The organism is Variovorax sp. P5_A3 (assembly GCF_056400665.1).
Genome location: NZ_JBFUKW010000012.1, coordinates 148,327 through 172,614 on the forward strand (window position 1 = coordinate 148,327; position 24,288 = coordinate 172,614).

Genomic DNA, 24,288 nt, shown 5'->3' on the forward strand with positions numbered 1-24,288 from the left:
AAGGTGACCTCGGTTCGGCGCGGATAGTTCGATGACCAGCCACCCGCTTCCGGGCAGAAGCAGCCGGTCGGCCCCGCCGCGTGCAACCGTCGTTGGAGCGAGAATCGCGAAATGGCTACTGCAAGGTCCTTCGAGACCACCGACTACAAGCTCTTCCCCTCGCCACGCAACGTGCACCGGGTAGTGTTCGAACACCAAGTGTTCGTGCCGCAGCCATACGCGCTCATCGACCTCCCGAGCTATGACTTGAGGGGTCGCTATAGCCTGTTCGCCGCCTGCCGACTCTCTGACGGCAAGATGGGCCAACTCGTGACCCTTGAACAAGCGGATGACATTGCAAAGTTCAAGGCGAGGTTCGTTCCGGACTAGCATCGCGATTGGAACTAGAGTTGGCGCTCCATATCCGAAAGCCGCCAATGATCGATCCCACGTTCGATGCCCTGCACGCTGCAATGAGGGCGCAGGTCGATCAACAGTTTCTGCCGGGCGTTTCGACCGCGTTGTTGCGCGGACGGAGCGTCGTGGATCGCTTTCGCTATGGCCACGCCGATCGTGAAGCCGGTGTCGTGCTGCGCGAGGATCACATCTTTCGGATGTTCTCGAGCACGAAACTCATCACGTCTTGCGCGGTGATGATGCTGGTCGAGGATGGACGCATTCGCCTGGAAGACCCGATCGATGCCTACATCCCCGAGCTGGCGAACAGGCAGGTCTTGCGCGCTGGCGCAAAAAGTCTGGCCGAGACGGAGCCGGCCCGATGCCCGATCACGCTGCAGCACCTGATGACGCACACCTCAGGACTTTCCTACGGCGTCTTCGATCCCGGCTCGCTGCTGTTCCAGGCCTACAACCAGGCCGCGGTGCTGGACCCGATGCAGGATCTGGCCACGATGATGAGGGCGCTCGAGCCTCTGCCGCTGTCGTTCCACCCCGGCACGCAGTGGGAGTATTCGGTCGCAACGGATGTGCTGGGACGCGTGGTCGAGGTGGTCAGCGGAGAGACTTTCGGCAACTTCCTGTCCAGGCGCGTTTTTGAGCCGTTGGAGATGGTGGATACGGATTTCTGGGTGCCGCCGGCAAAGCGCGAACGGTTGTGCACGCTGTACGTGGGTGCTGACCTGCTTGATCCGAACAAACCTGGCCTGCCGCGCGCAGACAACAAGCCGTATCTCGGCGCCTATCTCACCAAGCTGCCGCGAGAGTCCGGCGGCGGTGGACTCGTCAGCACCTTGGACGACTCGATCCGCTTGATCCAGAGCCTGATCCCCGAGGGGCCGACGCTGCTGAAGCCGGCCACACTCGACCGGATGTTCAGCAACCAGTTGCCGCCGGGCATCCACGTACGCTTTCCGAACGTGCCGACGCAGCCGGACTGGCGCTTCGGATTGGGCTCATCGGTGCGCGAAAGCATCAGCCCCGGGGAGCCGGAGAATGTTGCCGGCGAAGTGAGTTGGGGCGGGCTGGCCGGCACGCTGTGGTGGATCAACCCGCGTCTGGGCATCGCGGCCGTGCTCCTGACGCAGCGCTACTTCGGCTTCGGCAATCCCTACGCCTATCACTTCAAGTTGCATGCATATAAGGCGCTGGGTCATTGAGCTGGCAAGCTGTTGATTTTCCCGGGTTGGCAAATGCGACAACCTTGGAAGAACTCAACGCTAAACTGGCCGCGCCCCTTCATTCAGGATTGGAGTCGACATGACAGGACGGTTCGCAGCTTTGGGGTTCGCCGTGCTCCTTTCGGCTTGCGCGGCGGCGCCGAACGTCCACATCGACACCGCCCCCGGCACCGACTTTTCGCGCTTCCGGACCTACAGCTGGATCGCGCGGCCGGACGGCGTGAGCTCGCCGCTGGTGCAGCAACGCATCGTCGACGGCGTCGATTCGCGCCTGCAGGCCAAGGGATGGAAGCTCGTTCCCAACGGCGAGGTGCACGTTGCGGCCCGCGTGACCACCTCGGAGCGGCAGAGCGCCAACAGCTCCAGCGTGGGGTACGTCGGGTGGGGTGGCTTCGGCCCGCCGGTGACGGGCGCACAGGTCGACACCTATGAAGTGGGCACGCTGGTGGTCGACATGTACGACGGCACGCGCAAGCAGGCGATCTGGCGCGGCGCGACGAGCGGGACGCTGGACAGCGACCCCAACCGGATGAGCGCCCTGTTGCAGGCGGGGCTCGACAAGATGTTTGCCGGCTTCCCCCCAGGCGGCGCCCCGGCGAAATGACCTGAGCGCCTGGCCCGGTAGGTGGGACCACGTACGTGCAAGATACGTGCGCGGACCCTTCTCCCGGGCGCATTCCGCGCCTACCATTCGTCCGAAGACCCACGCCCGGGTCATCGGACGGTGCAGCGCATGTCTCAACCCATTCCCCCCATTCCTCCCAATTCCGCCGAAGCAGGGGTCGCGCCGGGACGAACGGCAGCGCCCGCGAGTGCCGGCAAGCGCTCCGAGGAGGCGCAAAAGCAGGAGATGCGGCGGATGGTGCTCGGCCTGCTCAAGCCTTACCGTGGCTGGCTGGTCATCGTGCTCATTGCGATGGTGATCGAGATCCTCATGAGCCTGGCGTCGCCCTGGCCGCTCAAGCTGGTGCTCGACGACGCGCTCGGCAACCACCACTTGCCGCCGTGGCTCGAATGGGCGCACCAGCTCGGCATCGGCCGGCACACGCTCGGCGTGGCGCTCTTCGCGGGGATCGCCACCCTGATGATCGCGGTCATCGCCGGCATCGCCACCTACATCGACAACTACTACACGACCAGCATCGGGCAGTACGTGGCGAACGACCTGCGCCTGAAGATCTACGAACACCTGCACCGGCTCTCGCTCGGCTACTACGACAGCGCCAAGACCGGCGCCCTGATGTCGACCATCACCAGCGACGTCGCGACGGTGCAGAACTTCGCCTCCTCGTCGACCCTCGGCATCCTGGTCGACATCGTCACGATCATCTTCATGCTCGGGCTGATGGTCTGGCTCGACTGGGACTTCACCCTGATCGCGATCGCGGTGATGCCTTTCCTGCTGCTGTTCGTCTTCCGGTTCAAGAAGGCGGTGAAGGAGGTCACGCGCGAGGTGCGCCTGCGCCAGAGCGAGATCGTCGCCGTGGTCCAGGAAGGCCTGGGCCAGGTCCGCGCCGTCAAGGCCTTTGGCCGTCAGGACCTCGAAGTGACCCACATGGCCGCCGCGAGCCTTGCCTCTACCGAAGCTGCATTGCGCGCGCGGCGCATCAAGTCACTGCTGTCGCCGGTGGTCGCGGTGGTGGTGGCGCTGTGCACCGGCATCGTGCTCTGGAAGGGGACGGCCCTGATCGTCGCCGGCACCATGACGGCCGGTGCGCTGACGGTGTATCTGGCCTACCTTAGCAAGTTCTTCAAGCCGGTGAAGGACCTCGCCAGCATGGCCAGCACGATCGCCCAGACGACGGTGGCGCTGGAGCGCATCCAGAAGATCCTGAGCGCGGACAACATCATCCGCGAGCATCCGGACGCCACGGACCCGGGCCGCACCCGCGGCGAAATCACCTTCGAGCACGTGGCCTTCGGCTACGGCGACGAATCCCTGGTGCTGCGCGATGTCTCGTTCAACATCAAGCCGGGCCAGGTGGTCGGCATCGTCGGGCCAACCGGTAGCGGCAAGTCGACGGTGGTGAGCCTGATGCCCCGCTTCTACGACCCGTCGGCCGGACGGATCCTGATCGACGGCGTCGACATCGCCAGCCACAAGCTGTCGGGCCTGCGCTCGCAGATCGGTTTCGTGCTGCAGGAGACGGTGCTGTTCCGCGGTTCCATCGCCGAGAACATCGCCTACGGCAAGCCCGGCGCCACCCAGGAAGAAATCATCGCCGCCGCCAAATTGGCCAACGCCGACGAGTTCATCAGCCGGATGCCGCACGGCTACGACTCCATGGTCGGGGAGCGCGGCGACACGCTCTCGGGCGGCCAGCGCCAGCGCATCGGGATTGCCCGCGCGGTGATCCGCAACAGCCCGATCATGATCCTCGACGAGCCGACCGCCGCGCTCGACACCGAATCCGAGCGCCTCGTCATCGAGGGGCTCGAAGGGCTGATGAAGGGCCGCACGGTCATCATGATCGCCCACCGCCTCAGCACCCTGCGAAACGCCGACAAGATCATCGTGCTGAAGGACGGCATCGTGGTGGAGGAGGGTACCAACGACGAACTGGTCGCGCTCGGCGGCGTCTACGCCGAACTGCACCGGATACAGTATGAAAATCCTGCCGCCCCCGCGGCTGCATCCGCCTGAGGCCACCATGTCGCACCAATTGATCGTATTGCCCGACGACACCGCCAAGCCCATCATCGACGCCATCAACGCGGCGAAGGATGCCCTGCAGATCCGGATGTTCCTGTTCACCGACGAGACGCTGCTGGCGGCGGTCGTCGCCGCCAAGCAGCGCGGCGTGAAGGTGCGCGTGATGCTGAATCCCGCCCGCCGCAGCGGCGAAAGCGAGAACGAGGCAGCACGCAAGATCCTGACCGATGCCGGCATCGAAGTGCGCGACAGCAACCCAAAGTTCGATCTCACCCACCAGAAATCGATGGTGGTCGATCATCAGATCGGCTTCGTCGAATCGCTCAACTGGGAGCCCCGGGACCTGACCGAGACGCGCGACTACGCCGTCATCACCACCCACGACCTCGAGACGAAGGAAATGGTGGCCTGCTTCGACGCCGACTGGGAGCAGCAGGACTTCCAGCCCCATCCGGAATCGCAGCTGATCTGGTGCCCGGACAATGGCCGCGTGCGGGTCGCGGCCTTCATCGACCGGGCGAAGCATTCGCTCTGGGTGCAGAACGAGCGTTACCAGGACACGGTGATCATCGAACGCCTGGTGCGCGCGGCGACGCGGGGCGTCAAGATCCACATCCTGACCAAGCCGCCGCATTCGCTCAAAGCCGAGAAATTGATCGAGGGCGTCGGCGGCCTGCGGATCCTGCAGGACGTCGGCGCCAAGGTGCACACGATGAAGCACCTGAAGCTGCACGCGAAGATGATGCTGGCGGACGGCGAGCGCGCCATCGTCGGCTCGATCAACCTGGCGCCGGGCAGCTTCGACGGCCGGCGCGAACTGGCCATCGAGACCGACCATGCCGGCACCGTGCAGCGGCTGGCGGAAACGGCGCACGCCGACTGGAAGCTGTCCCACCGCATCGACCTCAGCGACGAAGGGCTGCTGAAGGACCTCAAGAAACGCGAACTCGATCCGTCCAAGCTGGTGCTCGACGGCAGCGCACCCCACGAGAAGAAGCACAAGTCGAAGGGCTGACGAGCAGCGCAAGGAAAGCACCCGTGGCGATCACGACGGCATCGGGAATTTGTTGGCGTGCACTGCTGGCGACGCTCATGTGGACATGCCTGGCGCCGGTGGCGCTGGCAGCCGACGGCGCCGAGTACGCGCTGCGCTGGGAGCCGGTCGACGGCGGTCCACGCGGCATCGAGGAAGTCGCCACCTTGCTGCGCCTACCGCCTGGCAAGCGCAAGCAGTTCGAGGTCCGCTATTTCACCGCCGCGCAGCCCGCCGACCTGCCGCCGGGCGCGAGCGTCATCGTCCGCGAACGCGGCAACGGCGGCAAGACCGAATCGATGTACAAGCTCCGCAGCGCCGCACCCTTGCCGGGCAACGCGGTCAGCCCCGCGATGCGCTGCGCCTTTCCTGCGTCCACCGATCGCAAAAGCGAGGTCGATGTCGGCTGGACCGCCGAGGGCGCTCCGAAGAAAAGCTATTCGTACAGTTGCTCGGTCGACGGCCTTGTCCGCACCGTGATGCCACCCGGCTTCGACGCACGGCCGACCGGTTGCGGCAGCAAGGTGATGCGCCGCGAAGCCAAGGGCATCAAGATCGAACGCTGGACCTTGCCGGACGGAACGCTGGCGCTGGAGGTCTCATGGAACGGCGAGGACTCGCCCCAGGACCTGGAGCGGTTCACCGCCAGGGTCGTGCGGCCCTTGCTCGCCCACGGCGTCAAGCCGCTGCAGCAGAGCAAGACCGAGTTGGGAAGCCGCTGCTGACGGAGTCGGCGCGGACCTAGTGGTTGTCCCGCGGTATGCCGAAGGTCGCGTGGATCTTCTGGTACTTCACCGCAGGCTTCAGCACCATCCCTTCCGACAGCTCGTCGACGATGCCACGCTGGATTTCCTGCCACGGCGTCTGGCTCGCCGGATAGGGGTAGCCGCCGGCCGCCTCCAGCCTGGCGCGGCGTTTGGCGAGTTCCTCGTCGGACACCAGCATGTTGGCCGTGCGCTTCTTCAGATCGATGCGTACGCGGTCGCCCGTCTGCACCAGCGCCAGTCCGCCGCCGGTCGCGGCTTCGGGCGAGGCGTTGAGGATCGACGGCGAGCCTGACGTGCCCGACTGTCGGCCGTCGCCGATGCAGGGCAGGGCGGTGACGCCCTTCTTGATCAGGTAAGAAGGCGCGCGCATGTTGACCACCTCGGCGGCGCCCGGATAGCCGACAGGCCCGACGCCGCGCATGAAGAGCACGCTTTTCGGGTCGATCTTCATCTTCGGGTCGTCGATGCGGCGGTGGTAGTCCTCCGGCCCGTCGAACACGATCGCGGTGCCTTCGAAGGCCATCGGGTCGTTCGGGTCCTCGAGGTAGCGCGAGTGGAATTCCGGCGTGATCACGCTGGTCTTCATGATCGCCGAGTCGAACAGGTTGCCCTTGAGGTTGAGGAAGCCGGCGTTCTTCTTCATCGGCTTCGCGTACGGGAAGATCACCTTGCGGTCGCTGGTGAACTTGCCTTCGCAGTTCTCGATGAGCGTCTTGCCGTTGGCCGTGAGGGCCGGCTTGATCTTGCCCTGCGCGATCAGTTCGGCGACCACCGCGGGCACGCCGCCCGCGCGGTAGTAGTCTTCGCCGAGGTACTCGCCCGCGGGCTGCAGGTTGACGATCAGCGGGATCTTGTAGCCGTGCTTTTCCCAGTCGCCCGTCGTCAATTCGACGCCGATGTGGCGGGCGATGGCGTTCAGGTGCACCGGCGCATTGGTCGATCCGCCGAGTGCGGAGTTCACGACGATCGCGTTCTCGAAGGCCGCGCGGGTGAGGATGTCCGAGGGCTTCAGGTTCTCGCGCACCATCTCGACAATGCGCTTGCCTGTCAGGTAGGCCATCTCCTGGCGGTCGCGGTAGGGCGCCGGAATGGCGGCGCTGCCCGGCAGCGTCATGCCCAGCGCCTCGGCGAGCGAGTTCATGGTCGATGCCGTGCCCATGGTGTTGCAGTGGCCGGTCGACGGCGCGGAGGATGCGACCAGCTTCAGGAACTCCTGGTAGCCGATCTTGCCGGCGGCCATCATCTCGCGCGCCCGCCAGACGATGGTGCCCGAGCCCGTGCGCTCGCCTTCGTACCAGCCGTTGAGCATCGGCCCCGAGTTGAGTGCAATGGCCGGGATGTCCACCGTCGCAGCCGCCATGAGCTGGGCCGGCGTCGTCTTGTCGCAGCCGGTCGTCAGCACCACGCCGTCGATCGGATAGCCGTACAGCACCTCGACCAGCGACAGGTATTGCAGATTGCGGTCGAGCGCGGCGGTGGGGCGCTTGCAGGTTTCCTGGATGGGATGGATCGGAAACTCGAAGGCGATCCCGCCCGCGTCGCGAATGCCTTCGCGTACGCGCTCGGCCAGCACCAGGTGATGGCGGTTGCACGGCGCGATGTCCGAGCCAGTCTGAGCGATGCCGATGATCGGCCGGCCCGACTGCAGTTCGTCGAAGCCGAGTCCGAAGTTCATCGTGCGCTCGAGATAGAGCGCCGTCATGTCAGCGTTGGCCGGGTTGTCGAACCAGGCCTGCGAGCGGAGTGCCAGCTTTCCCTTGCCCGCTGCCTTGGTCTTCTTGCTCTTGGCTTTCATCAGTTCATCCCCTTGAGGGTCTCGTTGGCGTTTGGCAGTGCCGCGCAGTCGTCGATGTACTGCCGCACGATGTCGGCGAAGTTGTCGTGCGGATGCAAGCCGAGCCGCGCGGCGCGTGCGGCCGAAGCGCCGCTCGGCCAGTTGGCCACGATGCCGGCGATGCGCTCGTCGCGCTCGAAGCGAACGCGGGCACGAACGGCCGGGCCTGCCACCTGTTCCAGTGCATCGAGCATGTCGCTCACGCGGACGTTGAGCGCGGGCAGGTTCAGCGCGGTACGGCCGCAGAAGGCATCGCGGCTGGCTTCGAAGACGGCGATGAGGCCATCCACGGTGCGCGAGGGCGACGACACCGGATGCGACACATCGGGCGACACCGGGCAGATCGATTCCACGCCCGCCAACGGCTCGCGGATGATGCCGCTGAAGAAGGACGACGCCGCGCCGTTCGGCCTGCCGGGGCGCACGGTCACGGTCATCAGGCGTGCGGCGCGGCCGTCGACATAGCCCTTGCGCGTGTAGTCGGCGATGAGGTGCTCGCAGATCAGCTTCTGCGTGCCGTAGGAGGTCTGCGGCGCCGGCAGCGTGTCGTCTGCGACGATCTTGGGCAGCGGCACGGCGGGATCGGGTCCGAACACTGCCACCGAACTGGAGAAGACCACGCGCGGGACCTTGCCGCCCGCGTTGACATGGGCCCGAATGGCGTCGAGCAGGGCGCGCGTGCTGTCGAGGTTCGATCGCAGGCCCAGGTCGAAATCGAGTTCGCATTCGCCGGACACGGCGGACGCCAGATGGAAGACGCCGTCGAAGGGCTCTTCGCGCAGGGCATCGGTCTGTGCCAGCAGCGGCCCGGTGCGGGCCTCGACGCGCGTGTCGGCGAGCAGGTCGGCCGGCGGCGGCGCGATGTCGGTCAGGACGAGGCGGTCGATGCGTTCGCCGGCCAGCGTGCCGCGCGTCAGCAGCGTGCGAGCGAGGCGCGCGCCGACGAAGCCGCCGCCTCCGGTGATCATGAGTTTCATGCAGTCTCCTTCATTGCTTGCGAGGTCGTGGGGTGGAAAGACTTGCGGCGCGAACGGCCTTGGCCGCCGCCTGGCGACGCCGGCCATCGATGACGCCGCCCTCGACCAGCCGCTGTTCTCCGCGGATCAGATGTTCATTCGCATGGCGCCGTGCCGCGACCGGATCGTGCGCGGCGATGGCTTCGAAGATGGCTCGATGCTCGCTCTGCACCGCGGTCATGAAGTCGGCGCGCCGTGCTTCGTTGCCGCGCGTGATGCGCATGCCTTCGCGCAGGTATTGCTCCAGGAAGCCGAGCAGCAGGCGGAACTGCGGGTTGCCGGTCGATTCGCCGATCACGCGGTGGAAAGCCAGGTCCTCGGCCACGCCGTCGCGGCCATCGGCCACCGCCTCGTCGATCGCCTTGAGCGCGCGACGCAAGGCAGCAATCTGCGCGCGGGTCGCTCTCTCCGCAGCCAGCGCCGCGATCTCCCCTTCGAGCACGCGCCGCACCTCGACGACATGCACCACCGCCTGCACCGATGTCAGCACAGTCGGATCGAAGGCCAGGGGCAGGTTGGTCGGCTGCTGCGCAACGTAGACGCCGGAGCCCTGTCGCGACTGCACCAGTCCCCTGGAGCGGAGCTGGTGCACCGCCTCGCGGACCACCGTCCGCGACACGCCGTGCGTCGAAGCCAGTTGCTGCTCGGTCGGCAGCCGATCGCCGGGCCGGAGGCCGCCGGATCCGATCTGCGCGCCCAGCAACGCCGCCAGCCGATCCGACAGCCGATCGACGATCAGCTGCAGGGGCTGGGAGGGGGCCGATGTCCTGACGGCGGTGGGGGAAGTGATCTCGGTTATCAGGTCATCATACAAATTAACAGGGGTTAGTGCGTAACGGTTTGCCCTGATGCGCGCGTTTGTCGCAATGCCAATACTCCGCGTTTGCGACGTGGAGCGTTCCGTGTCGTTGCGGCGACCCGCGAACTTTCAGGACTCCAGTGCATGGCCAGTGTCACGATCCAGGCAGTCAAGAAGAACTTCGGTGATGTACCCATCCTCCACGGGGTGGACATCGACATCAAGGACGGCTCCTTCACCGTGCTGGTGGGCCCGTCGGGTTGCGGCAAGTCGACGCTCCTGCGCATGATCGCCGGGCTGGAGGAAATCAACGGCGGCGAGATCCTCATCGGCAACCGGCGCGTCAACGACCTGCCGCCGAAGGAGCGGGACATCGCGATGGTGTTCCAGAACTACGCGCTGTACCCGCACATGACGGTGCGCGACAACATGGCCTTCGCGCTGGCACTCGCGAAGACCGACAAGGCCACGATCGAGGCCAAGGTCGGGCGCGCGGCAGAGATCCTCGCGCTCACGCCGCTGCTGGAGCGCTATCCGCGCCAGCTCTCGGGCGGCCAGCGGCAGCGGGTGGCGATGGGCCGGGCGATCGTGCGCGACCCGCAGGTCTTCCTGTTCGACGAACCCCTGTCCAACCTCGATGCCAAGCTGCGCGTGGCGATGCGCAGCGAGATCAAGGAACTCCACCAGCGCCTGAAAACCACCTCGATCTATGTCACGCACGACCAGATCGAGGCCATGACCATGGGCGACAAGATCGTCGTGATGCGCGATGGCCGCATCGAGCAGACGGGCAGCCCGCTCGACCTGTACGACCAGCCGGCCAACCAGTTCGTCGCGGGCTTCATCGGCTCTCCGGCGATGAATTTCCTGCCGGGCACGCTACGGCGCAGTGCCGGGGCGGCGAGGGTCGAGCTGACCGATGGCACGCAACTCGATGCGCCCGTGCAGGCGGGCGGCGTCGACGGCCAGCCCGTCATCTACGGCACCCGGCCGGAGCACCTGAGCCTTTCGGACAACGGCGGCATCCCTGCGAAAGTCGCCGTGATGGAGCCGACCGGCATGGACACCTTCGTCGCCTGCCGCCACGAGGGCACCGAGATTTCCGCCGTGTTCCGCGAGCGCTACGACTTCGCACCGGGCACGCTGATCCGACTGCAACCGGATCTTCAGCGCGCGCATCTTTTCGACGCAGGCACCGGCCAGAGGCTGGTGGCTTGAGTTTCTTTGGCTGGCCGTTCAACAAACAGGAGACAGGAATGAGTGACATCAATCGCCGCAAGATTCTGAAGAGCTCGGCCGGCCTCGCCGCCGCTGCTTCACTCGGCGTCGGCACCGCGATCTTCTCGCCGCTGGCGAATGCGCAGACGCTGACCTTCAAGCCCGAGAAGGGCGCCAAGCTGCGGGTGCTGCGCTGGAGCCGCTTCGTGCAGGGCGACATCGACGCCTACATGGCAAACGTCAAGAAATTCAGCGAGACGACCGGCATCGAGGTGCGCGTCGACAACGAAGGCTGGGAAGACGTGCGGCCCAAGGCCGCGGTCGCGGCCAACACCGGCGCCGGCCCGGACATCATCCTGTCGACCAACGACGACGCCAACCTGTATCCGGACAAGCTGCTCGACGTCACCGACCTGGCCGAATACCTCGGCAAGAAGTACGGTGGCTGGTACACGGCCGGGGAACTCTTCATGCGCCCCGACGGCAAGAAGTGGATCGGTCTGCCGCTGGGCGCATCCGGCTCGCTCATCGTCTATCGCGAAAGCATGGTCAAGGCGGCCGGCTTCGACAAGGTGCCGACGAACAACGAGGATTTCCTCAAGCTCTACAAGGCGCTCAAGGAGAAGGGCACGCCGGGCGGCATGGCACTGGGCAACGCGACCGGCGACAGCACCTGGACCAACTGGCTGATCTGGTCCTTCGGCGGCAAGCTGGTCGACAAGAACAACAAGGTGGTGATCGACAGCCCTGAGACGCTCAAGGCGCTGGAGTACGCCAAGGAGCTCTACGCCAACTTTATCCCGGGCACGCTGTCGTGGCTGGACCCGAACAACAACAAGGCCTTCCTGGACGGGCAGATCAGCATCACGAACAACGGCATCTCGATCTACTACACGGCCAAGAATTCGACCGATCCGAAGGTCAAGGAGCTCGCGGCAGACATCAACCACGCGGTGTTCCCGGTCGGTCCGGTGGGCGTGCCGACCGAGTCGCACCTCTTCTTCAATCAGATGATCATGAAGTACACCAAGTACCCGCAGGCCTCGAAGGAGTTCCTGCGCTTCATGATGGAGCGGCCGCAGTTCGACGACTGGCTGACGGGCGGCGGCGGCTACGTCGCGCAGCCGCTGCGTGCCTACGAGGCGAACCCGATCTGGACGTCGGATCCGAAGAACACGCCGTACCGCGATTCGGTCAAGAACCTGCGTCCGGCCGGCTTCGAGGGCAAGCTGGGCTACGCGTCTGCGGGCGCTGCTGCGGATTTCATCATTCCGAATATGGTGGCAGAGGCGGCGAGCGGATCGAAGTCCCCGAAGGAAGCCGCCGAACGTGCCCAGAAGCGCGCTGAGCGCTACTACAAGGTATGACGAAGGCGCGCCGCTCCCGATGACTTGGGTCGCCAAGCTCCAGAACAGCCGCAACGCCCTCGGCTTCATGTTCATGTTGCCGGCGGCGTTGCTGCTGCTGGTGTTCCTCACCTATCCGCTCGGGCTCGGCACCTGGCTCGGCTTCACCGATACCAAAGTCGGGCGGCCGGGCGAGTGGATCGGGCTGGAGAACTACCAGTTCCTGTGGCAGGACGCCGTCACGCGGCTGGCGCTCTTCAACACGCTCTTCTACACGGCGGTGGCGAGCGTTTTCAAGTTCTTCCTCGGGCTGTGGCTCGCGGTGCTGCTCAACAAGAACATCCGCTTCAAGACCTTCTTCCGCGCGGTCATCCTGCTGCCGTACATCGTGCCCACGGCGTTGTCCGCGATCGCCTTCTGGTGGATCTACGACTCGCAGTTCTCGATCATCAGCTGGGCCCTGGTCAAGATGGGGCTGATCGACAAGTACATCGACTTTCTCGGCGATCCATGGAATGCGCGCTTCGCGGTGATCGCCGCCAACGTGTGGCGCGGCGTGCCTTTCGTGGCCATCACGCTGCTCGCGGGGCTGCAGACCATCTCGCCCTCCTACTACGAGGCCTCGGCCATCGACGGCGCGACGCCGTGGCAGCAGTTCCGGCATGTGACGATGCCGCTGCTCACACCGATCATCGCGGTCGTGATGACCTTCTCGGTGTTGTTCACCTTCACCGACTTCCAACTCATCTATGTCATCACGCGCGGCGGTCCGCTGAATGCGACGCACCTGATGGCAACCCTGTCGTTCCAGCGTGCGATTTCGGGTGGCGCGCTGGGTGAAGGCGCTGCCATTGCGATTGCGATGGTGCCTTTCCTTCTGGCGTGCATCATGTTCAGCTTCTTCGGCCTCCAGCGACGTGCATGGCAACAGGGAGGGTCGGATAAATGAGCAACAAGCCCGGCCAGATCGATGTCGTCGGCATGAGTTACCTGGAGTCCGTGCCGCGCAAGCTCGTGACGGTCTACCTGCCGCTGCTGGTGTTCCTCTTCGTGCTGCTGTTCCCGTTCTACTGGATGGCGATCACGTCGGTGAAGCCCGATGCGGAGCTGCTGTCGCGCGAGGGCAATCCGTTCTGGGTCATCGCGCCGACCATCGGGCACTTCCACAAGCTGCTGTTCGAAACCTCCTATCCGGAGTGGCTCTGGAACACCGTGCTGGTGTCGGTGGTCTCCACCTTCTTCTCACTGGCGGCGTCGGTCTTCGCGGCCTACGCGATCGAGCGGCTGCGCTTCAAGGGCGCGCGCCAGACCGGGCTCGCGATCTTCCTGGCCTACCTGGTGCCGCCGTCGATCCTGTTCATTCCGCTGGCGAACGTGGTTTTCAATCTCGGCCTCTTCGACACGCGCCTGGCGCTGATCCTGACGTATCCGACCTTCCTGATTCCGTTCTGCACCTGGCTGCTGATGGGCTACTTCCGTTCGATCCCGGCCGAGCTGGAGGAATGCGCGCTGATCGACGGTGCGAGCCGCTGGCAGATCCTCGTCAAGATCGTGCTGCCGCTGGCGGTGCCGGGGCTGATCTCGGCCGGCATCTTCGCCTTCACGCTGTCGTGGAACGAGTTCATCTACGCGCTCACCTTCGTCTCGTCGTCGGAGATCAAGACGCTGCCCGTGGGCGTGGTGACCGAACTGGTGCAGGGTGACGTCTACCAGTGGGGACCGCTGATGGCGGGCGCTCTGCTGGGCTCGCTGCCGGTGGCCTTCATCTACTCGTTCTTCGTCGAGTACTACGTCTCGGGCCTGACGGGCTCCGTCAAGGAATAGGGCGGGGGCGTGCGGTGGCGACGGGTCGCCAGCACGAGCAGCGACAGCGGCGCCACCTCGGTGTCATCCAGCACGGCTTCGCGGCGGCGCGCTGCCGCACCGGCGGTCGGTTCACCGACCTTCTCGATGACGAAGCCCGCGCCAATCACCATGTCGAGCCACTGACTGAGCGTGCGGTGGAAGATGGGCGTGTGGAAGGGCGCGACCTTCTCGCGCTGCTTTCTCGACAGCATGGAGAACCACCAGGTGTCCACGCGTCCCGTCGTCGATGCGAAGTAGTCGCCGATCTCGATGGCGCGCGCCTTGCCGCCGCGCCCGCGAAGCACCTTGCGATGCGGCGGTACGAAGCACGGATGAAGAATGGAAAACTGCAGGAATCCCCCGGGTCGCAGCACCCGGTTCGCCTCCTGCAGGGCGCGCTGCGGATCGGGCATGTCCATCAGCGACATGAAGGCCGTCACGAAGTCGAACGACGATTCGTCGAAGGGCAGCGCCATTCCGTCACCGACCCGGAAGTCGATCCCTAGGGGGGCGGTCGACTCGGTCTCCTGCGCATGGCGGATGAAGGTCGGCGCGATGTCCAGTCCGATCACCTTTGCGCCGCGCCGCGCGAGTTGCCGCGTGTTCGAGCCTTCGCCGCAGCCGACGTCCAGGCCTCGCAGCCCCTCGACAGCGGGCAACTGCGCCAGGAAGGCGGGTGTGTTCAAGGCATCGCGGAAGATGTCGAAGCCGCTGCGGGCCTGGCGCGTCCAGGCGTCGGCGTTGGCCTCCCAGTGTCGGGCTACGTCGGTTGGATCCAAGATTTTGTCTCTTCAGGAAGGCTGCGCGGCGTTGATGTTCAGCCTATTGGGAGGTGCGGGGAGCGAGGCGTCATCCTCCAAAGTGTGGACGGTGTCGTTGACTTGTTGGCGTGGAACCGGCGACTCGCTGCGCATCTACGAGAAGGCGATGCTGGACGACTGGTTCGACAGGCGAATCGTCCGGCCAGCGGAACACGGCTGAATCCGCTGAATCCAACTTCTTGCCGTCTGGCGCGCTCCGCGGTCTGTCCGCGGTCTGTCCGGCGGCAGGAGGTGTGTCATGAAGCAACTGAAACATTGGCAGGATGTGGTCAACGCCTTGCTCGGCGTGTGGGTCGTTCTTTCGCCCTGGGCCCTGGGCTTCCAGGGCACCACGACGGCGATGGCCAACGCCGTCGTGGTGGGCGTGGCACTCATCGCGGCTGCGCTGGGCGCGATGATCGTCCCGAGAGCCTGGGAGGAGTGGACCGAATGCGCACTGGGTGTGTGGCTGGTGATCTCGCCCTGGGTGCTCGGTTTCAGCGCGTTGCAGGTGGCGATGCTCGCCGCGGTGTGTAGCGGCATTGCGATCGCTGCGCTGGCGCTCTGGACGCTCTACACCGACAAGGACTACAGCGCCGCCTGGCATCGGCCAGCGCATTGAGCGTGCGGCGGGCGGCCTCTCGGGTCACCCCGCGGGCGCCGCCTTCGGCCGGTCGGTGCGCGCATCGCGCCGCGGCCGCAACTGATTGACGCGCGCGACGAGGCCGTCGGCCATGCGCCGACAGGCTTCTCCGCCGCCGGAGAGGGAGCGTGCGTCGAGCAAGGTCGACAGCCTCTCCATGTGCGCGACGGTCCGGTCGACGTGGCGGTCTTTCGGTCCGTGATCGACGGCTGACCGGCGATGAACTGGCCCCGAACTTGCTGCATCGGCTTGCGGACGCGCGGCGTAGGAAGTTGCTGACATACAGCGCGCGGCAGTCATGCAACAAGTGCTGTTTCCCTGTCGTTCACGGAGTTGACGATCATGTCGGAGTCGGTCGTTTGCAACGCCTGCGGGAGCGCCAACCGCGCGAAGGCCAAGTTCTGCACGGGATGCGCTCGCCCCTTGCCCGGCTTTGAGCCCTCCGGGCCGGGCGCGCTCGATCCCGTGATGTCGCATCGGCCCGCTTCCGAGCCGCCATCCCACGGCGCCACGGCCGTGCCGGTGCTGCCTGCCGAGACGGCAGCCTTCTGGTTGAAGGCCGCCTACGTCGCGTTGGCGATGATTGTCGGGTTCACGTTGTGGTGCCTCTACGTCACAAGCAAGCCTGGCGCGCCGCCGCTGAAGGCGGAACTCATGAGCCTGCTCGCACCGCTCACGGGAACGTCGTCGAGCCCGACCCCGCCGTCCGAGGCGTCGACGCCGCCTCCGGCCCCGGTCAATCCCGCGAGCGTGGCAGCGACCGTGCCCGCGGCAGCCCCGGCAGTCCCGGCAGACAAGGCGAGTTCGTCCATGAATGCGTTGCTTCCCCAGCGCAGCGCGGGGTCCGCGGAGACATCCCCGTCAACCGCCGAGCGGCAGGCCGCGAGCCCGCCGTACCCCAAGGCCGAGGGCCGGGCGCCGGCGAGGTCTGCGAGGGCGAGTGCCTATGCCAGCAGGGCCCCGCGAGATCGCGCGACGGATGATGAGGCGCCTGTGGTTCCGATCGCTCCGTCGTCCGAGCGTCGCAGCACCGCGCCCGATCCGGGGCCGCCGATCGCCGTCGGCCCGGGGCCGCTGTACGACTACTCGCGAATGCCGCCCGGTGCGGCGGTCCCTGCCAGTCGCGACATGCCATCGTCGCGGCAGGCCTTCCCGGACCCGGGTCCGCCGATCATTCCCGGCCCGGGGCCGCGCTACGAGGGTGCGCGCCTTCCGACGCAGGCCTCCGTCGTGCCGAGCAACGATCCGGGCCCGCCGATCGCGATCGGCCCGGGGCCGTTGGTCAACTACTCCACGCGCGGCGCCGGCACGCGCTGATCACGCACCAGCCGAACGCCAGAACGCAAACGCGAGCGACACCACCACCACCACGATGCCGGTGGCAAGTGCCAGCCGGTCGGCGAACAATCGACGCATCGGACCTCCTGATTCAGGAGCGCGGGACCAGTGCAGTAGCTTCCCCTGGAATCGGCCGCGCTCTCACGCAACTATATTTCAGTGAAACCGCAAGTCCAGCATCGAGTCCTCTCACTGTGTCATTGACGCAGGCGGCCAGGCCACCGATGGGTCCGCCGGCGGCACGGAGGCGAGCAGCGAGCGCGTGTAGGGATGCCGCGGGCTTGCAAATACCGTCTCGGTCTGGCCCTCCTCGACGACGTCGCCGCGCTGCATGACGATCACGCGCGAGCACAGGTAGCGCACGACCGACAGGTCGTGCGAGATCAGGACCAGCGCGATGCCGTGGCGGCGCCCCAGTTCGAGCAGCAGGTTCAGGACCTGGGCCTGCACCGACACGTCGAGCCCGGAGACGATTTCGTCCGCTACCAGCAGCCTGGGCATGACGCACAAGGCCCGACCGATGTTGACGCGCTGCTTCTGCCCGCCCGAAAGTTGGCTCGGAAAGCGCGTGAGCGCGTCCACCGGCATTCCGACATCGTTGAGCAACTGCTGGGCATGTTGCTCGCGCGGGAGGCGCTCGAGCTTCGCCGCGATATGGTCGGACTCGTAGGCCTGCGTCAGGAGCCGGAACACCGAGCGGCGCGGGTTCAGCGCGGAGTGCGGGTCCTGGAAGATCATTTGCACCTGTTCGCGTGTGATCTGAAGGGCGCGGGTGTCGGACCGTTCCCGCCCTTCCAGCAGAAGGCGGCCGCTGGTGAGGGTCTCCGCGCCGACGATCAGGCGCGCCACCGAGCTCTTGCCGCTGCCGCTTTCCCCGACGATGCCGACGAATTCGCCGGGCTGCACCTTCAGCGAAACCCGGTTGACCGCGACGTTGTGCACCTTTCGCCGGCCTAGCATGCCCCGGCGCGCGGTGTAGCGCAGCGTCGCGTCCTGGAGTTCGAGGAGCGGCGGCGCGGCGCGATCGCCGCCGGGCGCTTTCCAGGTGGCGGAGCGGCTGTCGTCGGCCGCGTCGCTCCTTGCGAGATCGCGCGGCGCGATGCAGCGGACCCAGTGCCCGACGGTCTGCTCGACGAGGGCGGGCTGTTGCTGCGTGCAAGCGGGCTGCCGTTGAGGGCAGCGCGCGGCGAAGCGACAGCCCGTGATCGAACCCAGCGCCGCGACCCCCGGCATCTGTCCGCCGAGTGTCGGCAGGACGCGCTGCGGTCCATGCACGTCGGGCGTGGCATGGTCCAGCGCCCAGGTGTAGTGGTGGCGCGAGCGGCGCAGCACTTCGCGCGCGGGGCCGTACTCGACCTGTTCGCCCGCGTAGAACACGGCGATGTCGTCGCACACGTGGGCGGCCAGCCGCAGGTCGTGGGTGATCAGCAGCATCGCCGTGTGGTGAATGCGCCTCTGCTCGGCGAGCAGTTGCAGCACGTTGGCCTGGCTGACGACATCCAGCGCGGTCGTCGGCTCGTCGGCAACGATGAGCGCAGGATTGGCCACGAAGGCCATCGCGATCAGCACGCGCTGGCACTGCCCGCCCGAGAGTTCATGCGGATAGCGTGCGGCCAACTCGTCCGGCTTCGGCAGATGCACCGATTCCAGTTGCTTGAGCATCAGGCGCTGTCGCTCGCGGGCCGGCACGCCCAGGTGCGCGAGGTGCTCGTGGAAGGTCTGGGCGATGGTCAGCACCGGATTCAACGCAGTCAGCGGTTCCTGCGGCACAAAGGCAATGCGCCGCCCCAGAAGCTCGCGCCAGGTGCTTGTCTTCAGCGCCAGGAGATCCTGTCCATCGAACACGATGCCGCCGCGCGTGATCTCGAAGCCTGCCGGGATGTGGCCGGCGATCACGCGGCCGATCATGCTCTTGCCGGCGCCGGACTCGCCCACGAGTCCGAGGACCTTGCCGCGTTCCAGCGTCAGCGAGACGTCGCGCAACAGGTCGACCTTCGCGCCGCCGAGGCGCGCCGTCAATGTGAGGTTCGAAATGCCGAGCACGTCATTCGCTCCGCTGGCGCAGCCGCGGGTCCAGCGCAACACGGACGCCGTCGCCCAGGAGATTGCAGCCCAGCACGGTGACGATGATGCAGGCGACCGGCACCAGCATCACCCAGGCGGCACTCTGCATGTCGGTGCGGCCGTCCGCCAGCATCTGGCCCCAGGTGGTGACCTGCGCCGGCACCGAAAGGCCGATGAAGGACAGCGTCGCCTCTACCACGATGGCGATGCCCATCTCGATGGAGAACAGCGTGATCATCAGCGGCACCACCGCCGGCAGGACTTCGCGCAGCATGGTGCGCAGGTGACTGAAGCCCAGCAACTGGGCCGCCAGCACATAGTCCCGGCGACGGGTGACCAGGACGTCGGCGCGGATCACGCGGCAGAAGCGCGTCCAGTCCACCAGGACCACCGCAAGGATCACCTTGTCCACGCCCGTGCCGAGGCCGACCAGGAGGATCAGCGACAGCACCACCGGCGGAAACGACATCCACAGGTCGACCACGTAGCTGATGCCGCGGTCCACCACGCCGCCGAAGTAGCCGCCCAGCATCGCCAGGGTGCTGCCCAGCAGCATCGAGCCGAGCGCCGCGACGACGGCGACGGTCAGGGCGACACGGGAGCCATAGATCGCGCGCGACAGCACGCAGCGACCCAGGCCATCCGTCCCGAGGGGGAATGCCGCGTCGCCACCGGGCTCCCACATGGGTGGCGACAGCATGTGCAGCAGGTCCTGGTCCAGCGGATCGTGCGGCGCCACCCAGGGTGCAAGCAGGGCCAGCAGGAGCACGACCAGCAGGATGCCGCCGCCCACCCACACGCGCGGCTGGAGAGCCAACTGCCGCAGCGCGCTGCGGGTGACTGGGAAGGAGACGGCCGTCGCGGCTGGCGAGGTCGTCATGGCAGTTGCGCTCATAGCGCCCTCAGTCTGGGGTTCAACACGGCGTACAGCACGTCGACGATCACAGTGATCGCCAGCATCAGCACACAGAAGATCAAGGCGATGCCCTGGATCAATGGCAGGTCGTTGCCCTTGACCGCCTGCACCATCAGGTTGCCGACGCCGGGGAAGCCGAAGATCATTTCCACCAGCAACGCGCCGCCGAACAGGAAGCCGAACTGGACGCCGATCATGGTGATGGTGGGCAGCGCCGCGTTCTTCAGCATGTGGCGCCAGACGATCCGCGTTTCCGAGAGGCCGCGCAGCCGGGCCGCTTCCACGTAGGGCTCGTTGGCGGCGTCGATCAGGCTGGAGCGCAGCACCCTGATCACCAGCGGCGCAAAGCCGAGGGCCAGGGCGAGGGCTGGCAGCAGGAGGTGCGACAGCGCCGAGAGCCACGCATCGAAGCGGCCCACCAGCAGCAGGTCGATGACGGCGAAGCCGGTGATGTCGGGCAGCGTCACGCCTTCGCCGACCCTCCCGCTGAAAGGCAGCACCGGCCACAGCACGCCGAAGGCCAGGATCAGCAACAGGCTCCAGAGGAAGGAGGGGATCGACTGCATCAGCGCCACCGCAAGGTCGGCGACGGTCTCGCGCTGGCGCTGGTAGAGAGCGAAGGCCAGCACGCCGCCCGGCACGCTGATCAGAAGTGCAAGCAGCAGGCCGGCGAGCGTCAATTCCATCGTCGCCGGCAGCGAGGACAGCATCAGGTGGGCGACCGGCTGACGGAAGTTGATCGACGTGCCGAGATTGCCGTTGAAGGCCTGCCACAGCCAGATCAGGAACTGCTGCGGGACGGGCTTGTCGAAGCCGAGCTGCTCCCGCAGCGCTGCCGCATCGGCCGGCGTGGCCGAAGCGGGCAGCAGCATCGCGAGCGGATCGACCGGCAGCATGCGCAACACGACGAACACGACCAGCGACAGCAGGAGCAGCGTCGGAATGGCCAGTAGCAGCCGGCGCACGACGATCGCGGAAATGATCTGGAACATGAGTGGACCTGCGCGCGGACTGTCGGGGGGCGATGCGGTTCAGCGGTACTTGATCTCGGCCGGCAGGATGTAGCCGTTGTCGAACAGGGTCGGCTGCAGCGCCGAGGCGTACGCCACGGTGGCCACACCCTGCAGCAGCGGGATGGCCCAGGATTGCTGGGATGATTCGACGTTGAGCGCCTTGTAGCCAGCCATGCGCTTGGCCTCGTCGACTTCGGTCATCAGGGCATCGATGCGCGGCGCCAGCGACATGTCCTTCCAGGTCGAGAAGCGCAGTGCGGGTCGAAGATGCGGCCTGCATAGTTCTCCGGGTCGCCGGTGCTGTTGACCCAGCTGTAGAGGAGAGGGCCCGTAAGCTTGCCGTTCTGCGCCGCTTCGACCAGCTTGGCCGGCGTGGTTTCCTCGATGGTGGCGTTGATGCCCACAGCCTTCCACATGCCGGCGATGGCGCGTGCCATGTCGTAGTCGTTCGGAAACACGCCGTTGGTGGACAGCAGCGTGAAGGACACCGGGTTGGAAGGGCTGAAGCCAGCGGCTTTCAGTTCGTCGATGGCCTTGTTCTTGTCGTAGGGAAAGTGGAAATCGGCGACGTAGGACGGCGTGCCCTCGGGCGTCATGACCGACAGCGGCTTGGCGACGCCGCCGTAGAAGGCCTTGGAGAGTGCCGCCTTGTCGATCGACAGGTGCATGGCCGCGCGCACGTGGTCGTTGTCCATCGGCTTCACGTAGTTGGGGATCCGGATCATGTAGACCTCGGACACGGGGTAGACCTTGGTGACGATGCCGGTCTTCGACGTCAGCCGCTGCACTTCGCGCATCGGCAACTGCGTGGCGATCCCGACCCGTCCGGACTCGGCCAGCGCGACGCGCGCCGAGCCTTCCGGAACGATCTGGAACACCACCTGCTTGATCGGGGGCACACCGCCCCAGTACTTGTCGAAGGCTTCCAGCACGATGCGCGAGCCGCGCTGGTGCTCCACCATCCGATAGGGGCCGGCGCCGATCGGCTTGGCGTTGAAGCCTTCGGGCCCGACCTTCTCCATGTAGGCCTTCGGCACCACGTAGACAGCCAGGAAGGCCAGGTAGATCGGGGCCGCCGGTGTCGGACGGTTGAAGACGATCACGCCCTTGGTCGGCGAGCTCACTTCGACGTCGCTGAGGGTGTTGAGCATGCCGCCGACCAGCAGCTTCTTGTCGGCCTTGCCGCGCTCGGCGAGGCTGTAGCGGACGTCGTCCATCGTCATGCGCGTGCCGTCGTGGAACAGGATGTCATCGCGCAAGGTGATCTCGAGGCGCGTGGCCTTGTTGTCGACCCACTTCCATTCCTTCACCTGGCGCGGTTCGAGCTTCAGTTGCGGCGAATAGCGCAGCGGCGAATCGAAGACCGACTGGTAGAGGTTCTGGATGTTGGGTATGGACAGCGCGTTCGGGTCCCACGTCGGCACATCGACAGGGTAGGCAATCGCCAGCGTGGACTTGTCCACCGCCTGCGCGCCGGCCATCTCCCACGGCAGGAGCGAGCCCGCGCCGGCAGCCATGGCGCCGAGCAACCAGCGCCGACGGGCAGGGTCCTGCAATGCCCGTTGGAGTTCGGCATCGTGAGCGGCTTGGAAACGGTTGTCTGTCATGGTGGGGATCTCTTCAGGGTGAAGGGGAGGGAACTCATTGCTTGCCCGATTCGCCCAGGGCGACGTAGGCGCTCTCTGCAGCCAGCACGAACCTGAACATGCTGTCGTGGGCCGCAACCGAGTCGTGGCGCGCAAAGCTTGCGTACAGGTCCTGCAGCCCGGCGACCACGACCGGATGGATTCCCGGCCCGCGCAAGGTGGACATCCGCACGGTCAGCACCTGGTCGGAGCAGCGCATGATCACGGCCGCCAGCCGCTTGTTGCGCACGGCGCCCAGCCACGTCTCGCGGAAATCCACGTTGGCGCGGAACAGGCGCGGAAAGTCCTCCGAGGCCTGCGCGGCCTTGGCCTCGCTCAGGGCCGCGCTCAGCTGCGCGATGCCGGCCCGCGACAAGTCCCGCGCGGCGAGCGCCGCGGCGCGGGGTTCCAGCAGCTTGCGAAGCTCGAACACTTCCATCACGTCCTTTGGATCGAGCGTGGGGATGCGGTAGCCGCGCGCGGTGCTGACCAGCACGCCCTCTGCCACCAGTTGCAGCAGGGCCTCGCGCACGGGCATGCGCGACATGCCCAACTGCGCGGCAATCTCGAGATCCACCATGCGATCGTCAGGCGTCACCAGGCCAGTGCGCAGCCGGCTGCGCAGGGCGTCGTACGCGATGGCGCTGAGGCTCTGGCGGCTCTGCGGCTGCGCGTCGGGCAGGTCCTTCAGGAGTGAAGTCGAGCGAGCCACGCCTAATTTCCGTATACGGTTTGGTGAGGAGCGAATGCCCGGATTGCGATTTCGTGCCCGCAGACATGGCTGTTCGGGGAGGCAAAAAACGCGTTCCTCCCTCTGCAGAAGCCGCTTCCGTGCTTCGTCAGTGAGTTGCCATTTAGTTGAGGCTTAAAGGACATTGACTTCAATGTGGCACGAACAATATACTGTTGTCAACCGCTTTTAACGCGATTCCTGGCCGCCACGGCCGGGGGCGACAAGCGGGGAGCGCTTCGACCCATGAATACGCAAGCACCGCCTTTCCAGCATCCCTTCAAGCCGCTGCTGGAACGCGGCGCCGCCTTGCCATTGATCTGGTTGGCGCTCGGCAGCGCAGCGCTGGCCGAGATCGCCGTGCGGTCGGCGCCGGCCGCCCTCGTGGTCGATCTCCAGCACGGGTTGTGGGAGCGCGCAGCGCTCGAAGCCGCCGCGGGCATCGCGGGTGCGCACACGCCGGTCATTGCGCGTACGGCGGATTTTTCGGCAACGGCCGTCGGCGCCGCGCTCGATGCGGGCGTGGCCGCTGTCATGGCGCCGCTGGTGGAAAGCGCTGACGGCGCGCGCGCGCTGGCCAGCGCCAGCCGCTATCCGCCGCAGGGAAGGCGCTCAGGCGGCGGCGTGCGGCCGCTGCTGGCTGGCTTCGACAGCATGCGTGTCGCCAATCAGCACGTCGCCGTGGGCGCCATGATCGAGACTGCGCTTGGCGCGCAGAACGCAGAGGCGATCTGCGCGGTCGAAGGCATCGACTTCATCTTCATCGGCACCGGCGACCTTCAGCTCTCGATGCCGGATGCGACCCCCGAGCAATTGAAGGCTTGCTGCGCGCGCATCCGCGACATCGCGCATCGGCAGGGCCTCCCTTGCGGCCTGTTCACCCCCGACGCCGCTGTTGCACGGCAGGCCTTCGCCGACGGGTACGAGTTGGCCGTGGTCGCCAATGACATCGGCCTCGCTGCCCGTGGCTTCCTCGAGGCGATGCAGGCGGCCCGACCCTGATCTTCCAACGTCCGTCAGAAAGACCCGTTT

The 24,288-nt window shown here is 66.3% G+C and carries 24 protein-coding genes; 13 read left to right on the forward strand and 11 right to left on the reverse strand.

What is annotated here, in order from left to right:
• Positions 1–111: 111 nt before the first annotated feature.
• The 6 genes from AC1D3B_RS19900 to AC1D3B_RS19925 all read left to right on the forward strand — a co-directional run bounded on the left by AC1D3B_RS19900 (position 112) and on the right by AC1D3B_RS19925 (position 6,027).
• Positions 112–369, forward strand: a complete 258-nt coding sequence (locus AC1D3B_RS19900; protein WP_478192386.1) for a hypothetical protein — start codon at positions 112–114, stop codon at positions 367–369.
• A 47-nt stretch (positions 370–416) separates the two neighbouring features.
• Positions 417–1,595 (forward strand): serine hydrolase domain-containing protein, encoded by a 1,179-nt coding sequence (locus tag AC1D3B_RS19905; protein WP_478192387.1) that lies wholly within the window; start codon positions 417–419, stop codon positions 1,593–1,595.
• 100 nt (positions 1,596–1,695) lie between these two features.
• Entirely contained in the window at positions 1,696–2,220 is a 525-nt protein-coding gene (locus AC1D3B_RS19910; RefSeq protein WP_478192388.1) for a DUF4136 domain-containing protein, read from the forward strand.
• A gap of 129 nt (positions 2,221–2,349) precedes the next feature.
• Positions 2,350–4,260, forward strand: a complete 1,911-nt coding sequence (locus AC1D3B_RS19915; protein ID WP_478192389.1) for an ABC transporter ATP-binding protein — start codon at positions 2,350–2,352, stop codon at positions 4,258–4,260.
• 7 nt (positions 4,261–4,267) lie between these two features.
• Positions 4,268–5,284: a phospholipase D-like domain-containing protein gene (locus AC1D3B_RS19920; RefSeq protein WP_478192390.1), complete on the forward strand. Its 1,017-nt coding sequence runs from the start codon at positions 4,268–4,270 to the stop codon at positions 5,282–5,284.
• Positions 5,285–5,307: 23 nt separating this feature from the next.
• Positions 5,308–6,027, forward strand: a complete 720-nt coding sequence (locus tag AC1D3B_RS19925; RefSeq protein WP_478192391.1) for a hypothetical protein — start codon at positions 5,308–5,310, stop codon at positions 6,025–6,027.
• Positions 6,028–6,043: 16 nt separating this feature from the next.
• Here the strand turns inward: AC1D3B_RS19925 and AC1D3B_RS19930 are convergent, their stop codons facing one another.
• The 3 genes from AC1D3B_RS19930 to AC1D3B_RS19940 are packed head-to-tail and all read right to left on the reverse strand — an operon-like array spanning position 6,044 to position 9,658.
• Positions 6,044–7,864, reverse strand: a complete 1,821-nt coding sequence (locus AC1D3B_RS19930; protein ID WP_478192392.1) for an IlvD/Edd family dehydratase — start codon at positions 7,862–7,864, stop codon at positions 6,044–6,046.
• Positions 7,864–8,880 (reverse strand): D-erythronate dehydrogenase, encoded by a 1,017-nt coding sequence (gene denD / locus AC1D3B_RS19935; protein ID WP_478192393.1) that lies wholly within the window; start codon positions 8,878–8,880, stop codon positions 7,864–7,866. The genes AC1D3B_RS19930 and denD overlap by 1 nt, the downstream gene beginning before the upstream one ends.
• A 10-nt stretch (positions 8,881–8,890) precedes the next feature.
• A complete protein-coding gene (locus AC1D3B_RS19940; RefSeq protein WP_478192478.1) occupies positions 8,891–9,658 on the reverse strand; it encodes a FadR/GntR family transcriptional regulator in 768 nt (255 codons plus the stop codon).
• A 204-nt stretch (positions 9,659–9,862) separates the two neighbouring features.
• Here AC1D3B_RS19940 and AC1D3B_RS19945 point away from each other — a divergent pair, with 204 nt between their 5' ends.
• From AC1D3B_RS19945 to AC1D3B_RS19960, 4 genes are read left to right on the forward strand one after another with little or no spacing between them, the layout of a single operon-like run.
• Complete coding sequence (locus tag AC1D3B_RS19945) at positions 9,863–10,936, forward strand: ABC transporter ATP-binding protein (RefSeq protein WP_478192394.1); 1,074 nt, start codon at positions 9,863–9,865, stop codon at positions 10,934–10,936.
• A 38-nt stretch (positions 10,937–10,974) separates the two neighbouring features.
• On the forward strand, positions 10,975–12,303 hold the full coding sequence (locus AC1D3B_RS19950; RefSeq protein ID WP_478192395.1) for an ABC transporter substrate-binding protein: 1,329 nt from the start codon (positions 10,975–10,977) through the stop codon (positions 12,301–12,303).
• Positions 12,304–12,322: 19 nt separating this feature from the next.
• Positions 12,323–13,231, forward strand: coding sequence for a carbohydrate ABC transporter permease (locus AC1D3B_RS19955; RefSeq protein ID WP_478192396.1), 909 nt, complete (start codon positions 12,323–12,325; stop codon positions 13,229–13,231).
• Positions 13,228–14,106: a carbohydrate ABC transporter permease gene (locus AC1D3B_RS19960; protein ID WP_478192397.1), complete on the forward strand. Its 879-nt coding sequence runs from the start codon at positions 13,228–13,230 to the stop codon at positions 14,104–14,106. The genes AC1D3B_RS19955 and AC1D3B_RS19960 overlap by 4 nt, the downstream gene beginning before the upstream one ends.
• Here the strand turns inward: AC1D3B_RS19960 and AC1D3B_RS19965 are convergent.
• On the reverse strand, positions 14,070–14,906 hold the full coding sequence (locus AC1D3B_RS19965; RefSeq protein WP_478192398.1) for a class I SAM-dependent methyltransferase: 837 nt from the start codon (positions 14,904–14,906) through the stop codon (positions 14,070–14,072). The two genes, AC1D3B_RS19960 and AC1D3B_RS19965, sit on opposite strands and share 37 nt — an antisense overlap.
• A 280-nt stretch (positions 14,907–15,186) precedes the next feature.
• Here AC1D3B_RS19965 and AC1D3B_RS19970 point away from each other — a divergent pair, with 280 nt between their 5' ends.
• Entirely contained in the window at positions 15,187–15,549 is a 363-nt protein-coding gene (locus tag AC1D3B_RS19970) for an SPW repeat protein (protein WP_478192399.1), read from the forward strand.
• Positions 15,550–15,573: 24 nt separating this feature from the next.
• On the opposite strand, the gene AC1D3B_RS19975 is transcribed toward AC1D3B_RS19970, so the two are convergent.
• Positions 15,574–15,852, reverse strand: coding sequence for a hypothetical protein (locus AC1D3B_RS19975; RefSeq protein ID WP_478192400.1), 279 nt, complete (start codon positions 15,850–15,852; stop codon positions 15,574–15,576).
• 60 nt (positions 15,853–15,912) lie between these two features.
• Here AC1D3B_RS19975 and AC1D3B_RS19980 point away from each other — a divergent pair, with 60 nt between their 5' ends.
• Positions 15,913–16,887: a hypothetical protein gene (locus AC1D3B_RS19980; protein ID WP_478192401.1), complete on the forward strand. Its 975-nt coding sequence runs from the start codon at positions 15,913–15,915 to the stop codon at positions 16,885–16,887.
• 210 nt (positions 16,888–17,097) lie between these two features.
• On the opposite strand, the gene AC1D3B_RS19985 is transcribed toward AC1D3B_RS19980, so the two are convergent.
• The 6 genes from AC1D3B_RS19985 to AC1D3B_RS20010 are packed head-to-tail and all read right to left on the reverse strand — an operon-like array spanning position 17,098 to position 23,238.
• Positions 17,098–18,951, reverse strand: coding sequence for a dipeptide ABC transporter ATP-binding protein (locus tag AC1D3B_RS19985; RefSeq protein WP_478192402.1), 1,854 nt, complete (start codon positions 18,949–18,951; stop codon positions 17,098–17,100).
• A gap of 1 nt (position 18,952) precedes the next feature.
• A complete protein-coding gene (locus tag AC1D3B_RS19990) occupies positions 18,953–19,867 on the reverse strand; it encodes an ABC transporter permease (protein ID WP_478192403.1) in 915 nt (304 codons plus the stop codon).
• The gene (locus tag AC1D3B_RS19995; RefSeq protein ID WP_478192404.1) at positions 19,864–20,880 is read right to left on the reverse strand and encodes an ABC transporter permease; all 1,017 of its coding nucleotides are present in this window, start codon (positions 20,878–20,880) and stop codon (positions 19,864–19,866) included. Before AC1D3B_RS19995 ends, AC1D3B_RS19990 begins: the two co-directional genes overlap by 4 nt.
• A 39-nt stretch (positions 20,881–20,919) precedes the next feature.
• Positions 20,920–21,102 (reverse strand): hypothetical protein, encoded by a 183-nt coding sequence (locus AC1D3B_RS20000; protein ID WP_478192405.1) that lies wholly within the window; start codon positions 21,100–21,102, stop codon positions 20,920–20,922.
• Complete coding sequence (locus AC1D3B_RS20005) at positions 21,102–22,508, reverse strand: ABC transporter substrate-binding protein (RefSeq protein ID WP_478192406.1); 1,407 nt, start codon at positions 22,506–22,508, stop codon at positions 21,102–21,104. Before AC1D3B_RS20005 ends, AC1D3B_RS20000 begins: the two co-directional genes overlap by 1 nt.
• A gap of 34 nt (positions 22,509–22,542) precedes the next feature.
• Positions 22,543–23,238, reverse strand: coding sequence for a GntR family transcriptional regulator (locus AC1D3B_RS20010; protein ID WP_478192407.1), 696 nt, complete (start codon positions 23,236–23,238; stop codon positions 22,543–22,545).
• A 264-nt stretch (positions 23,239–23,502) separates the two neighbouring features.
• Between AC1D3B_RS20010 and AC1D3B_RS20015 the strand changes: the two genes are divergently transcribed.
• A complete protein-coding gene (locus AC1D3B_RS20015) occupies positions 23,503–24,258 on the forward strand; it encodes an HpcH/HpaI aldolase family protein (RefSeq protein WP_478192408.1) in 756 nt (251 codons plus the stop codon).
• Positions 24,259–24,288: the final 30 nt, after the last annotated feature.